We start from the raw sequence: 14,117 nt of genomic DNA on the forward strand, positions 1-14,117 counted from the left end.
GTCCGATTCGGGTGGGGACAGCCGCAGGAACTCCACCGGCGTGGGCTGCGGCTCCGGCGGCGGTGGCGGCCGGCGGCGCGCGCTCCTGGCGGGCCCCTGGTGCACGAGCACGTCCCCGGTCATGTACGGATCGGGCGCGCCCTTCGGCAGGATCACGTCACCCGTCGCGAACGGCTCCACCCCCGTGGACGGCGGCGCCGCCAGGAAGAACGGCCCCTCCGGGGTGGACGGCTTCGGTTTCGCGGGCACGGCGTGGGGGAGCCGGAACGCGCGGGTGGACCCGAGAGGGTCACGCAAGGGGACCGGGGACTCCAGGAGATCGCCGCCCGCCGAATCCCGATATTTCGGCATCGGTGCCGTGGTGGCCTCGTGCGTGGCGGTCCGGTCCCCGGACGGCGGCGTCATCAGCTCAGCCGGGAAGATCACCGTGCTGGTCGCGGGGTCGGACTTGGCCGGCGGTTGCGGCCAGACCGGCGGGCTCGGCCAGCGCGGCTTGACGAACAGCGGCCCCGGAGCGGCCGTACGGGAGCCCGCGAAGTGGATGCGCAGCGCGCCCGGCGGCTGCGGCCACGGCAGCCGGCCCAGCACGTCGGGCAGCGGGGCGACCGCCAGCGCGCCGAAGACGTCGGCGACGGGCTTGGGCAGCCGCGGCCCCGTCGAGGCCAGCGCCGCGCCCAGCGACTGCCGGAACCGCTGCCCCGCCGACATCACCAGCTCCTCGGCGGTGTCGGAGGCGACGCCCAGCACCCAGGCCAGCTCCTCCGTGCTGAGCTCGCACACCGCGCACAGCACCAGCACCTCGCGCTGGTGCGGGCGCAGCTCACGCAGGGCGCGTTCGACGAGCGCCGTGGCCGGGTCGGTGAGCGGATCGACGGCGGGCGGTGAGTAGAGGACGTCGCGCCGGTGGATCTCGCGGCGGGCGAACGCGTAGAGGGCGGCACGGGGCGGCGCGACGGCCGGGACGCGCGAGAACACCGCCGCAAGGACGTCGGACGCCGAGCCGAGGTCGCCCAGCTGGTCGGCGCAGTAGGCGAACATCCCGGCGGCGTGCAGGTCGTAGAGCTCTGCGATCAGTTCTGCGCGCGGGCGCTGATCGGTGATCGGCTGAGTCACGGGGCCGAATCCTCTTGCTGGGTGCGGACGCTGAGGGGAGGGAGCCGGTGGAACAGAAGCGTCGGGAGAGTGTGGGGGTAATCATGCCAACACTTAGCGGTCCGGCGCACTACCAGATGCGGATTTGCGCTGAATAAGTGAAGCGTTTAAGGAAATCCCGGCACGACACCTGAGTACGGAGCGCCGTAGTCTGTGGTCCGAGAGATCATGCGGCGGTCGTGGCGAGGGGGCCGCGGCCCCCGCCATGGAGAGACCGATAGCGAGAGTTCGCGCCGTGATCACATTCGACGCTGTCACCAAACGCTACCCAGGCGGATCTGTCGCCGTGGACGACCTCAGTTTCGAGGCGCCCACCGGCGAGATCACCGTTCTCGTGGGGCCGTCCGGCTGCGGGAAGACGACGTCTCTCCGCATGATCAACCGCATGATCGACGCGTCGGAGGGCCGCATCCTGCTCGACGGGGTGCCGGTGCAGGGCATCGACCCGCCGACGCTGCGGCGCGGCATCGGCTACGTCATCCAGCAGGCCGGCCTCTTCCCGCACCGCAAGATCGTCGACAACATCGCCACCGTCCCCTACCTGCTCGGCTGGGACCGCAAGAAGGCCCGGGCCAGGGCCATGGAGCTGCTGGAGCGCGTCGGGCTCGACCCGGCGCTCGCCGGGCGCTACCCGTTCCAGCTGTCCGGCGGGCAGCAGCAGCGCGTGGGCGTGGCCAGGGCCCTCGCCGCCGACCCGCCCGTGCTGCTCATGGACGAGCCGTTCAGCGCGGTCGACCCGATCGTGCGGACGAGCCTGCAGGACGAGCTGCTGCGGCTGCAGAGCGAGCTGAACAAGACCATCGTGTTCGTCACCCACGACATCGACGAGGCCATCAAGCTGGGCGACCGGGTGGCGGTGTTGCGGGTGGGCGGCAGGCTGGCCCAGCTTGCCGACCCCAAGACACTGCTCGCCGAGCCGGCCGACGACTTCGTCCGTGAGTTCCTCGGCCATGACCGGGGGATCCGGCGGCTGCAGTTCGTCTCGACCGAGGGCCTGCGGCTGCGTACGGACCTGACCGTCCCCGAGGGGTCCGATGGCGGCTCGCCGGAGCCGTGGCTGCTGGTCGTGGACGGCGACGGCCGCCCGGTCGGCTGGCGGTCGGCGGTGCGGCCGGGCGAGCTGGAGCCGTACGGCACCTTCGTGCGCGGGCGCGACTCGATGCGCGCGGCGCTCGACGCGGCACTGCTGTCGCCGTCCGGCTGCTCCGTGGCCGTGGACGAGCAGGGCAAGGTCGTCGGCGTGGCCACCAGGGACGCGCTCGACCGGGCGTTGTCGGAGGCTGTCCATGGGTGACGGCCCCCCTTCCCTGTGGGAGTGGTTCGGCCGCAACTGGGACACCGGCCGCGCCGACAGCATCAGGACCCTGCTCACCGACCACGTGACGATGTCGTTCGTGCCGGTGGTGCTCGCGCTCGTCGTGGCGCTCCCGCTGGGCCTGGCCTGCGCCCGCTGGCGCTGGCTCTACCAGCCCACCTCGGGCCTGATGAACATCGTGTACGCCCTCCCGTCGCTGCCCGTCTTCATGCTGATGATCTCGGTGACCGGGTTGTCGCAGACCACGGTGATCGTCCCGCTGGCCTTCTACGGCGTGGCCGTGCTGATCCCGGCCGTCGTGGACGGTCTCGACTCGGTGCCCGACCACGTGCGCCAGTCCGCCGTCGCGGTGGGCTTCACCCCGCTGCGCCGGCTGCTGCAGGTCGAGCTGCCCATCGCGGCGCCGGTCGTGCTGGCCGGGCTGCGGGTGGTCGCGGTCTCCAGCATCAGCCTGGTCAGCGTGGGCGCGCTGATCGGCCAGGGCGGGCTCGGCGGGCTGTTCACCCGGGCCTACCAGAACCCGTTCATGCCCCCGGTGATCGTCGGCATCGTGCTCATCGTGGCGCTGGCCCTGGTCGCCGACGGCCTGCTGGTCCTGGCTCAGCGCCTGCTCACCCCGTGGGTGCGGGCCCGCAAGGAGGCGGCGTCATGAGCTGGCTGACCGCGTTCCTGGGCTGGCTGGGGGAGTTCTTCGGCGACGGCGCCAACTGGACGGGCTCCGACGGCATCCCCGCGCGCCTGCTGGAGCACCTGGAGTTCTCAGCGCTCGCACTGGCGCTGGCCGTGCTGGTCGCCGTGCCGCTGGGCCTCGCGATCGGGCACACCGGCCGGGGCGGGGTGCTCGTCGTGGTGGCGGCGAACCTGGCCAGGGCGCTGCCTACGCTGGGGCTGCTGGTGATGTTCGTGCTGCTGCTGGGCGCGTCCTCGATCTGGCCGGTGATCATCCCGCTGGTGCTGCTGGCCGTGCCGCCGATCCTGGTCAACACCTACGAGGGCATCAAGGGCGTCGACCCCGAGCTGCGCGACGCCGCGTACGGGATGGGGTTGCGCGGCGGGCAGGTGCTCGGGCGGGTGCTGGTGCCGGTGGCGCTGCCGCTGATCCTGCTGGGGTGCCGCCTGTCGGCCATCCAGGTGGTGGCCACGACCACGGTCGCCGCCTACACCGGCCTGGGGGGTCTCGGCCGGTATGTCATCGACGGTTTCGCCACCAAGGATTACGCCAGCGTCGTCGGTGGTTCTGTACTGATCGTGTTGTTCGCGCTCTTCGTCCAGGTGGTGTTCGCCCTCGTCCAGAGGCTGACGGTGTCTCCGGGGGTGAGCCGGCGGCTGACCATCCGATAATCTCCCCTATTACCTCCCGTTTAGAAGGGAAATTCAATGAGACGCACGTACGGCATCGCGGGAATCCTCCTCTCGGCGATGCTCGCGCTGGCCGCCTGCGGCGGTGGCGGCGGCACGGGAGGCAACCCGCTCGACACCACGAGCGCGGCTCCCAGCGGCTCCGCCTCCGGCGGCGGGACGGCCGTCATCGGCTCCTTCGACTTCGACGAGAGCGTGCTGCTCGCCTCGATCTACGCCCAGGCCCTTGAGGCCAAGGGCGTGCAGGTCGAGGAGAAGCCGCGCATCGGCAGCCGCGAGGTCGTCCTCGACCAGGTCAAGAGCGGCGGCCTGACCATCGTGCCGGAGTACAACGGCAACCTGCTCGCGTTCCTCGACCCCAAGAGCACCGCCGCGACCACCGACGAGGTGGACGCCGAGCTGAAGCAGAAGCTGCCCGCTGAGCTGGAGCTCCTCGAATCCGCGCCCGCGGAGGACAAGGACAGCCTGTCCGTCTCCCGGCAGACCCAGACCGAGCAATCGCTGACCTCGATGGAAGACCTGGCCAAGGTCTCGAAGGACATGGTCGTCGGCGGTCCCCCCGAGTTCAAGAACCGCTGGGAGGCACGGCTCAAGGAGGTCTACGGGGTCGAGTTCAAGGAGTGGAAGCCGACCGGCCCGACCACGGCCGACGCGCTGAAGGACGGCTCGATCCAGGTCGGCAACGTCTTCACCACCGACCCCAAGATGACCGCCAACGACCTCGTGCCGCTGGAGGACCCGAAGAACATCTTCCCCGCCCAGAACGTCACCCCGCTGCTGCACAAGGCTTCCGCCACCGACACCATCAGAACGACCCTGAACGGGATCTCGGCGAAGCTGACCACGGAGTCGCTGCTCGACATGATGCAGAAGATCTCCGTCAACAAGGACGAGCCCGCTACCGTGGCCAAGGAATGGCTGACCACCAACGGGCTGGCCTGACGCCGGCCTTCGCGAGAGCCTCCCACCTCGGCGGGAGGCTCTCGCGGTGCGTCAGCCGTTGACCGACTGTTCCAGGGGGCTTTCGCGGTGAGTGAGCTGTTCACCGAGGCGATGGCGCAGCTGGCCGCGGGCGTCGCGGTGGTGACCGCCCGCGACGGGCGCGACGACCTCGGCGCCACGGTGTCGGCGCTGATGTCCGTCTCGCTGGAGCCCCCGCTGGTGCTGGTGAGCCTGGCCAGCGCCGGCTACCTGAACGAGGTGTTCCTGCGGCAGGACCGCTGGGCGGCGTCGCTGCTGTCGTCGGAGCAGGCCGCCATCGCCAGCCGCTTCGCCACCCCGGGCCGCCCCAGCGCCCGCCTCCTGGTGGCGGGCACTCCGCATCACCGCGGCGAACACTCGCAGGCGTTGGTGATCGAAGGCGGCGTCGCCGCGCTGGAGGCCGAGACCACCAAGGTCATCCCCGCCGGCGACCACACCCTCTACCTCGCCACCGTCCTGTCCGTCGGCTACGTCGACTCCGCCCGCCACCCCCTGATCCGTCTCAAAGGCCGTTACCGCATCTGAGCGCTCGACAGCCAGGCGGCGATGTCGTCCGCGATCTCACTGCTGTTGTTCTCGCACATCAGCATGTGCCCGTTGCCCTGGACGCCGTGGTCACCGAGTCAGCGGATGACGTACCAGGCGGGGAGGATCAAGGGACCGACGGCGGGCAGGCCCAGCTCGGCGGAGAGGCGGGCGAAGGGGCCCCAGGCGTCCAGGCGGAGGCGGGCCAGTGCGGCCGACTTGTCCTCGCTGGAATCGGGGCCGCGCAGCCGTTCCAGCGGGTTCATCCGCGGATAGACGCGTACGGGTGCGTCGTCGGAGAGCCGGGCCCGCTTGCGAGCCAGGGCCAGCGCGTCCTCCAGCCCGCCCAGCTCGTCCACGAGGCCGCCGGCGTGGGCGTCGGCGCCGGTCCACACCCGGCCGCGGGCCAGCTCGTGGGCGCGTTCGCGGGTGAGGTCGCGGCTCTGGGCGACCTTGCCCACGAAGTCGTCGTAGATGCGGTCGAGCCAGGCGTTCACGCGGGCCCACTGCTCGGGAGAGAAACCGCGGGAGGGCGAAAACATCCCGGCATTGGCCCCCTCTGACACCATTTCCGAATTTATCCCGATCTTTTCGAGCATTTCGGAAAGGACGGGCTTGCCGCCGTACACGCCGATCGAGCCGGTCAGCGTGCCCGGCTGGGCCACGATCACGTCGGCGCCCATCGAGACGAAATAGCCGCCCGAGGCCGCCACGTCGCCCATCGACACGATCACCGGCTTGACCTTGCGCGTCAGCGTGACCTCGCGCCACACCGTGTCGCTGGCCACGTACGAGCCGCCGGGGCTGTCGACCCGGAACACCACGGCCTTGACGTGGTCGTCGCGCCGCGCCGCCCGCAGCGCGGCGCTGATCGTGTCGGAGCCCATCGCCCCGCTGCCTCCGAGCGGGCTGCGCCCGCTGCGGCCGGTCCTGATCACGCCCGTGCCGTGCACGAGCGCGATCGAGTCAGCCATCGGATGCGACAACTTCCGTACGGCCGCCGCCTTGGCGTAGCGGGCGACGTACAGCAGGTGGGCCTCCGGGCCCGCGGCGCGCTTGACCTCGTCGTAGACCTCGTCGCGGTAGGCCAGCTCGTCGACCAGCCCGGCCTCGCGCGCCTCGGCGGAGCTGAACGGCCCGCGGTCGATCAGCTCGCGCACCTTGCCCGGGTCGAGCCGGCGGCCGTCGGCGATGCCGGCGACGAAGGTCTCGGTCACCGATTCGAGGATGCGGCTCATCGACTCGCGGTGGGGCTCGGTCATGCGGTCCTGGGTGAACATGTTGGCGGCCGTCTTGTACTCGTGCCGCTGCCCGACCTCGTACCCGACGCCGAGCTTGGTGAGCGCGCCCTTGAGGAAGTGCTGCTCCATGGCCAGCCCGGTCAGCCCGACGTCGCCGCTCGGCTGCAGGCAGACCCGCTCGAAGGCGGTGGCGAGGTAGTAGGGGACGGTGCCGCCGCCGAACTCGCCGAAGGTCTCGGCGAACGCCACGGTCAGCTTGCCGGACGTCCGGAAGCGGATCACCGCCTGGCGCAGCTCGTGGACCGTGGCCAGACCCAGCGGGTTCCCGCCGAGCCTGACGATGAGCGCCTTGACGCGGGGGTCATGCCTGGCTCGCCGCAGGCCCGACAGCACGTCGGCCAGGCGGGGTTTGCGCATGGACAGCACCGCGGCGAGCGGGTCCGTCGGCGGGCCCTCGGTGAGGCCCTCGGTGAGGTCGAGCTCCAGCACCAGCGGGCCCGTACGCCGCTGGCGAAGCTTGTCGACGGTTTCGAAGATCGCCTTACCTGCGTCCATGAAAGCCACCCTAAGCGACGCAAATCGAAATGGACTCTCCCCGTTTCAGAGGGTCACGACGACCTTGCCCGCGGCGCGGCCCTCCTCCTGGTAGCGTACGGCGGCCCGGAGCTCGGCGAAGGGATGACGGCGGTCGATGACCGGCGTGACGCGGCCGTCCTCGATGAGCTCCGTCAGCTCCAGCAGGTTGCGCCGGGTGTCCGGAAATCCGATCACGTCGGCGCCCACCGCCCGCTGCGAGGTGAACAGCGACGCCGCCAGGGCGGCGAACATGCGCCCGGCCGGCTGCAGCCACCGCCCGGCCGCGCCGCCGACGAACACGTACGTCCCCTTGCGCCGCAGCACCCGGCGGCACTCCCGGAACGAACGCTCGCCCGCGACGTACAGCAGGACGTCGTAGCGGGCCTCGGTCCTGGTGAAGTCCTCCTTGGTGCGGTCGACGACCTCGTCCGCGCCGAGCGAGCGGACCAGGCCCGTGTTGCGCGGGCCGCAGACGCCGGTGACGTGCGCGCCGTACGCCTTGGCGATCTGCACGGCGAACGTTCCCACGCCGCCCGAAGCCCCGTTGACCAGCACCCTCTGCCCGGGGCGCACCCGGCCGGAGTCGCGCACGGCGATCAGGGCGGTGCCGGCGGCCAGCGGGACCGCCGCCGCCTCCTCGAACGACAGGTTCGCCGGCTTCGGCGCCAGCAGGCCCTCCGGGACGCTGACGTACTCGGCGAAGCCGCCGCCCTTCGGCATCCCGTACACCGCGTCACCGGGCACGAACCCGGTCACGCCCGCGCCGACCGCCTCGACCTCGCCGGCCACGTCCGCCCCCAGGATGGGGATCGGCGGGCGGAGCAGGCCGGGGCCGCCGGGCATCACGCGGGCCACGTACGGCTCGCCGCGCATGAAGTGCCAGTCGTAGGGCTGCACGGAGGTGGCCCGCACCCGGACCAGCACCTCGCCCGGCCCCGGCACGGGCTTGGGGACCTCGGTGAGCTCCAGGGCGTCGGGCGGACCGTACGAGCGCAGAACGTACGCTTTCATGGCGATCTCCTCGTCCTCGGCGTCTGCCGCCTCAGTGTGAGCGCGCCCTTGCCGGGGACGGAACCGCCGAAAGTACGGCCTCTCGCCTGTCCCATCGGCCACCGCGGAGAGACCCCTGGGCCGATGAACGCGGCCCCCGCCCCCGTCACGATCGACACATGACGAAGGAAGCCAGAGCATGGGCGGTGAGCGGCGGTCTGGTGCTGCTCGGGCTCGTTCCGTTGCTGGGCGGGGCCGTCCGGCTGAGCGCGATGGCCGGCGGGCCCGACCTCACCGAGGGCGGCGACCGGTTCCTCGCCGCGCCCGTCCCCGTGGTCGTGCACATCGTGGCCGCGCTCGTCTACACGCTGGCGGGCGCGTTCCAGTTCGTCCCGAGCCTGCGGCGGCGCGGGTGGCACCGCGCCGCCGGGCGGGTGCTCGCCGGCTGCGGGCTCGCGGCGGCGGCGTCGGGGTTGTGGCTGACCCTGTTCCTGGCACGACCGCCGGGGGACGGCGACCTGCTGGCCGCGTTCCGGCTGGTCGCCGGCTCGGCGATGCTCGGGTTCCTGCTGCTCGGCGTGGCCGCGATCCGCCGCCGCGACGTCCGCCGGCACCGCGCCTGGATGATCCGCGCGTACGCGCTCGGCGCGGGGGCGGGGACGCAGGCGTTCACCCAGGTCGTGTGGCTCCCGGCCGGGGGCGAGCCCGGCGAGGTGGCCAGGGCGCTGCTCATCGGCGCGGGCTGGGTGATCAACGCCGCCGTGGCCGAGTGGGTCGTCCGCTCACGGGCGCACCCGGTCGGTCTCGTACGCCCAGATGGCGATCTCGACCCGGTTGCGGACGCCCAGCTTGGTCATCAGGCTCGCGACGTGACTCTTGACCGTGCTGAGTGAGATGTGCAGCTCGTCGGCGATCTCGCTGTTGGTCCGGCCGCGCGCCACGGTGGCGAGAATCTGCTCCTCCCGGTCGGTGAGCGCCTCGACGGGCTGCGCCGGGGGAGCGGCGGGGCCGGCGCCGGCGAAGGCGGCCAGCAGCCGGGCGGTGATGCTCGGCGCGATGAGCGCCTCGCCGCTCGCCGCCGCGCGCACGGCCTGGGCCAGCAGGTCGGGGCCCGCGTCCTTGAGCAGGAATCCGCGGGCGCCCGCCCGGAGCGCGGCGTAGACGTACTCGTCCAGGTCGAACGTGGTGATCACCACGACGGCGATCGGGTCGGTCGCGTCCGGCCCGGCCAGGCGGCGGGTGGCCTCGATGCCGTCGCAGCGCGGCATGCGGATGTCGAACAGGCACACGTCCGGCCGCAGCCGCCGGGCCAGCTCGACGGCGCGCAGCCCGTCGGCGGCCTCGCCGACGACCTCGATCCCGGGCTGTGCGTCCAGGATCATCCGCAGCCCGGTGCGGGCGATCTCCTGGTCGTCGGCCACGACCACCCGGATGGCGGTCACGCGGCGGCTCCCGTGCGGGGCAGGACGGCGGTCACGGTCCAGCCGCGGCCGGGGTTCGGGCCGGCCTCGCAGGTGCCGCCGAGCAGGCCGGCGCGTTCGATCATGCCGAGCAGGCCGTATCCGGGGGAGGGCACGGTGGCGGTGTTGTCGCCGTCGTCGCTGACGTGCAGGCGCACCGAGGCGTCGTCGGCGGCGACGCGCACCTCGATGCGGGTGGCGTGCCGGGCGTGCCGACGGGCGTTGGTGACGGACTCCTGGGCGATCCGGTAGATCGCCGCCCCCACCGACGGTGGGACGTCGTCGAGGTCGCCGCGGATCTCGACGTCCACGGAAGGCCCGACGCGCGAGCGGCCGGCGAGCTCGGCGAGGTCGGCGATGTGGCGGCCGGGGGACAGCTCCGCCGGCTCGTCGCGGCGCAGCACGCGGACCATGGCCCGCATCTCGGCGAGCGTGCGCGACGCCTCGGCCTCGATCACCCGCAGCGCGTCCACGGCGGCGTCCGGGTGGGCCGCCGCCGTCGCGATGCCCGCCTGGGCGCGGATCGCCATCGCCGAGACGTGGTGGGCCACGGTGTCGTGCAGGTCGCGGGCCAGCCGCTCGCGTTCGAGCAGTTTGACCTGGTCGATCTCGCGCGTCCTGGCCCTGGCGCGGTAGCGGAAGGTGCCGCCCAGGGCGAGTGCGGACAACACGACGGTGAACGCGCCCACCACGTCACCGCCGGCGGCGACCTGACCGGTGACCGCCGCGACGAGGATCGCGCCGCTGATCAGCGCCAGACCCGCGACCGCCTCCCGGCCGGAGCCCCAGCGGGCCAGCGCGTAGAGCAGGAGCAGCAGGTACGCCACCGCGCCCTGCTCGGCCGGATCGGCGCCGGTGACCAGCTGGATCACCGCGGAGACGACGACGGGCACCGCCAGCGCCGCGAACGGGTGCCGGCGCCGCCATAACAGGGCGGGCAGCATCACCAGGGCGTAGACCATCGACAGCGGCCGCCACTGCAGGTCGGTCCGCAGCATGCCTTCCAGCACGATGGCCGGGACGAGCACGCCGACGAGCGCCCAGTCGCGCCACACGCGCCGGGGGGCGTCGGGAGGGCGCGGTTCGTCCCACACGGAGCGGAGGAGGCCCTGCACGCCCTCATCGTACGGAAAGCCGGTGAAATGCCGAAGGGGAGCGCCGCACCCGGTGGCGGCGCTCCCCTGGAAACGGGTGGGTCAGCGCTTGTGCAGCGCGGCCCAGACGTCGATGCGCGGCGTGGTGACCTCGCCGCCCGCGCTCGAGTACGTGATCGGCTTCCCGGTCTGCCGCAGCGAGGTCAGGAAGTCGTCCACGGAGGTGTTCTTGTGCTTCTGGCGCAGCAGCGCGAAGGCGCCCGCGACGTGCGGGGTGGCCATCGAGGTGCCGTTGAGCGTGGCGTACGTGTCGCCGGTGATGGCCGCCGAGATGCCGACGCCCGGCGCGAACACGTCGAGCAGCGTGCCGCGGTTGGAGAAGGGCGCCACCGCGTCCTGCTTGTCCGTCGCGCCCACCGCGACCGTGCTGGAGACGCAGGCCGGGAACGACACCGAGGACTCGAAGTACTCGTTGCCCGAGGCCACCACCGTCGCGGTGCCCTTGGCGAGCAGCTGGTCCACCTCGGCCTTGAAGTCGGCCCCGTCGGTCGTGTCACAGGCCGTGGCGTACTCGCCGCCGCCGAGGCTCAGGTTGACCGCGGCGATGTTGTACTGGTCGGCCAGCAGGTTCGCGTACGCCATGCCGGTCAGGATCGAGGAGTCGTAGGCGAGGATGCACGAGGGCGCGCCCTGGCAGTACGGCGAGTCGTCGAACCGGCTGAACACCTGCACCGGGACGATCTGCGCCGCGGGGGCGACACCGTCGGCGGGGAAGCCGGCGGTCGCCTGACCGGCCGCGATGCCGGCCACGTGGGTGCCGTGGTAGCACAGGCCGTACTGCGGCAGCGGGGCGCCGGCCATGCAGGGCGCGCTCTCGGCGTCCGCGGCGCCGTCACCGAGCTGGAACTGGCTGCCGTTCGGGCACAGCGGCTTGGAGCCGTCGATCGGGTCGGCGGCCGAGAAGCACGCCTGGGCGACGATGCGGCCGCCGAAGGCCGGATGGTCATCGTCGATGCCGGAGTCGAGGATCGCCACGGCCGTGCCCTTGCCGGTGAAGCCGCGCTTGTGCGCCCGGTCGGCGCCGATCAGCGGGATGCTCTGCACGAGCGAGGGCTCGTTGAGCTTGTCCTCGCGGATCGATACGACGCCGGAGTCCTCGGCGATCTTCTCCAGCTCGGCGCGGGTGCCGTGGTAGACGAAGAAGTCGAGCTTGTTCGCGATCTCCGTCGGAGGCTCGGCGGAGACGTTCTTCTTCTCCCGCCTGACCCCCTCCGCGTTGGCCCGTACGGCGTCGACCTGGGCCGGCTGCTGCACGCGGACGATGACGCGGTGCTCACCGGTCGCGGTGATCGCAGAGTCGATCTTGGACTCGGGGTCGGCCAGGGCGGGTGTGGCGACCAGCGCTGCCGAGGTGGCGGCTAACGCTGCGGCGCCTGCCAGCAGAGACATCAGTCTCAACCGTTCCTCCGGGGGGTTCGAGGGGCGTTTGTCAACAGAAGTGTAGTTATTGGACAACTGATGTCAGAGAGGGGTGAGTGTTCTGTTATCCGTTCTTGTCCTGGTAGGTGGTGGCATGCGAAGGGCCGGGCACGCGGCCCGGCCCTGCTGCGCGCGCCTCAGGCGCGGGGGTCGGCCGCGGCGGGCGCGGACGTGGTGGCGCGTTCCATGTCGATCCGTGAAACCCGGGAGGAGCCGGCTGCGATCTGCGTGCCCGTATCACGCAGCCGCCGCAGGCTCTGCTCGACCGTATTGTCGGGGAACGCCTGCCGCATCAGCGCGAACGCCCCCGCCACGTGCGGCGCCGCCATCGAGGTGCCGCTCTTCTCCCCGTACGCGTCGTCCGGCACCGCGGAGTTGATCCCCCAGCCCGGCGCGAACAGGTCGAGCAGCGGCCCCCGGTTGGAGAACGAGGTCACCGCGTCGGCGTCGTCCGTCGCGCCCACCGTGACCGCGGTGGAGATGCAGGCCGGCGTCGAGACGCCGTTCTCGAAGCCGTTGTTGCCGGCCGCGACCACCGGGGCCACGCCCTGGGCCAGCAGCGCGTCGAACTCCGGCTTGAGCGCCGCCGCCCCGGGATCGGCGTCGCACGCCTCGGTGAACGGCCCGCCGCTGCCGAGGCTCAGGTTCACCGCCGCGACGTTGTGCGCCTTGGCCACCCGCGAGACGTACTCGAGCGCCAGCTTCTGGTCAGAGGTGTAGCTGAGCAGGCACGGCGCCTGGCCACCGCCGATCGCGCAGGTCACCGCGTTGTCCACGCGGCTGAAGACCTGGATCGCCAGGATGCGGGCCCCGGGGGCGACGCCGTTGTCCGGCGCGCCCGTGGCCGTCGCGCCCGCCGCGATGCCCGCCACGTGCGAGCCGTGTGAGCAGGTGTTGACGTTGTGGGCCAGGCACTGCGCGGTCTCGGCGTCGGCCGAGCCGGGCCCCGACTGGGTGGGCTGGTTGTTCGGGCAGAGGGAGACCGTGCCGTCGCCGGCGTCGGAGCTGGAGAAGCACGCCTCGTCCACGATCCGGCCGGCGAAGAACGGGTGGTCGCGGTCGATGCCGGTGTCGAGCACCGCGATCGTGGTGCCCGCGCCGGTCCAGCCGGCCTGGTTCGCCCGGTCCGAGCGGATCACGGTGGTGCTGGCGTCGAGAAAGGGCACGCTCAGCTGGTCCTCGTAGACGGCCTGGACACGGTTGTCCTGCTTGAGCTTGTTCAGCGTCGGGCCGTCCACCTCGGCGACGAAGAAGTGCGGTGACCCGGTCGCCTCCAGCACCCGGCTTCCGTCGGACGCCCGCTCGATGTCCTTGGCCACGTCCTGAACGCTCTGGCCCGGTTTGAGCTGGATGATGGAGCGCACGCTGTTCTTGGCCTTGATCTGCGAGGCGAGCGTGGGGCTGATGACGGGGCCGCCGGTGTCCTTGGGATCGTCGGCGGCACTGGTGTTCTGGACGTGGATCGCCGGTGCCGCACCCGACGCCGCTCCGCTCAGGGCCGGCGTCAGGGCCAGCACCACGGCGCAGGTCAGCAGAAACCGTAGCCTCACTTGGTCCTCCAGGGGCTGTGGAGCCGTGAAGCCCTTCCCGCTCACGGCCGCGCGTACAGCCGCATGCATCCCCGCGTGTGACAACTGTGATGTCTGTGACCTAAGTGGTCCGAAGCAACGTTGGCCGCCTCTTTGCCTCATAGCGGCATTTCCCGACAAGAGCGGCGGCCATGGCCACCGCCCAGGCCGGGCGCCTCGGCCGCGTGCCGCACCCACTCGCTCGTGACCACGGCAACGCCGCAGCGTATCGTCGGCCGCCTGGCGTGCCACGCAACGCCCCATTCCGGAAGGTCGACCAGGAATCGCGAGGACCGCAATGAACGCCATGACCGCGCCCGCCCTCGGCGACCTCCAGCCCGGCCGCATCGTCTACATCCCCGCCGGCGCCTCCCCCC

13 protein-coding genes are annotated in these 14,117 nt (G+C 72.0%); 6 read left to right on the plus strand and 7 right to left on the minus strand.

Features of this window, described 5'->3' with window-relative positions; translation table 11 throughout:
• Positions 1-1,113, minus strand: a 1,113-nt coding sequence (locus tag E1286_RS40025; RefSeq protein ID WP_132621390.1) for an RNA polymerase sigma factor, incomplete at its 3' end; no start/stop codon positions are given.
• A 274-nt stretch (positions 1,114-1,387) separates the two neighbouring features.
• Here E1286_RS40025 and E1286_RS40030 point away from each other — a divergent pair.
• From E1286_RS40030 to E1286_RS40050, 5 genes are all read left to right on the plus strand, one after another.
• Positions 1,388-2,446: an ABC transporter ATP-binding protein gene (locus tag E1286_RS40030; protein ID WP_132621392.1), complete on the plus strand. Its 1,059-nt coding sequence runs from the start codon at positions 1,388-1,390 to the stop codon at positions 2,444-2,446.
• Positions 2,439-3,119, plus strand: a complete 681-nt coding sequence (locus E1286_RS40035; protein WP_132621394.1) for an ABC transporter permease — start codon at positions 2,439-2,441, stop codon at positions 3,117-3,119. Before E1286_RS40030 ends, E1286_RS40035 begins: the two co-directional genes overlap by 8 nt.
• On the plus strand, positions 3,116-3,808 hold the full coding sequence (locus E1286_RS40040) for an ABC transporter permease (protein WP_132621396.1): 693 nt from the start codon (positions 3,116-3,118) through the stop codon (positions 3,806-3,808). Before E1286_RS40035 ends, E1286_RS40040 begins: the two co-directional genes overlap by 4 nt.
• 36 nt (positions 3,809-3,844) lie before the next feature.
• Entirely contained in the window at positions 3,845-4,768 is a 924-nt protein-coding gene (locus E1286_RS40045) for an ABC transporter substrate-binding protein (protein ID WP_132621398.1), read from the plus strand.
• Between the two features lie 87 nt (positions 4,769-4,855).
• On the plus strand, positions 4,856-5,332 hold the full coding sequence (locus E1286_RS40050) for a flavin reductase family protein (RefSeq protein WP_132621400.1): 477 nt from the start codon (positions 4,856-4,858) through the stop codon (positions 5,330-5,332).
• Between the two features lie 98 nt (positions 5,333-5,430).
• Here the strand turns inward: E1286_RS40050 and sppA are convergent, their stop codons facing one another.
• Positions 5,431-7,128 (minus strand): signal peptide peptidase SppA, encoded by a 1,698-nt coding sequence (gene sppA, locus E1286_RS40055; protein ID WP_132621402.1) that lies wholly within the window; start codon positions 7,126-7,128, stop codon positions 5,431-5,433.
• A gap of 45 nt (positions 7,129-7,173) precedes the next feature.
• A complete protein-coding gene (locus E1286_RS40060) occupies positions 7,174-8,160 on the minus strand; it encodes an NAD(P)-dependent alcohol dehydrogenase (RefSeq protein WP_132621404.1) in 987 nt (328 codons plus the stop codon).
• A gap of 158 nt (positions 8,161-8,318) precedes the next feature.
• Here E1286_RS40060 and E1286_RS40065 point away from each other — a divergent pair, with 158 nt between their 5' ends.
• A complete protein-coding gene (locus E1286_RS40065) occupies positions 8,319-9,032 on the plus strand; it encodes a DUF2306 domain-containing protein (RefSeq protein WP_132621406.1) in 714 nt (237 codons plus the stop codon).
• Here the strand turns inward: E1286_RS40065 and E1286_RS40070 are convergent.
• From E1286_RS40070 to E1286_RS40085, 4 genes are all read right to left on the minus strand, one after another.
• Complete coding sequence (locus E1286_RS40070) at positions 8,922-9,581, minus strand: response regulator (RefSeq protein WP_281282834.1); 660 nt, start codon at positions 9,579-9,581, stop codon at positions 8,922-8,924. The two genes, E1286_RS40065 and E1286_RS40070, sit on opposite strands and share 111 nt — an antisense overlap.
• Positions 9,578-10,714, minus strand: a complete 1,137-nt coding sequence (locus E1286_RS40075; protein ID WP_132621408.1) for a sensor histidine kinase — start codon at positions 10,712-10,714, stop codon at positions 9,578-9,580. The genes E1286_RS40070 and E1286_RS40075 overlap by 4 nt, the downstream gene beginning before the upstream one ends.
• 81 nt (positions 10,715-10,795) lie before the next feature.
• Positions 10,796-12,142: a S8 family peptidase gene (locus E1286_RS40080; RefSeq protein WP_132621410.1), complete on the minus strand. Its 1,347-nt coding sequence runs from the start codon at positions 12,140-12,142 to the stop codon at positions 10,796-10,798.
• Between the two features lie 167 nt (positions 12,143-12,309).
• Entirely contained in the window at positions 12,310-13,722 is a 1,413-nt protein-coding gene (locus E1286_RS40085; RefSeq protein ID WP_165970128.1) for a S8 family peptidase, read from the minus strand.
• Positions 13,723-14,117 lie beyond the last annotated feature (395 nt).

The organism is Nonomuraea terrae (assembly GCF_004348995.1).
GTDB classification, from domain to species: Bacteria; Actinomycetota; Actinomycetes; order Streptosporangiales; family Streptosporangiaceae; genus Nonomuraea; species Nonomuraea terrae.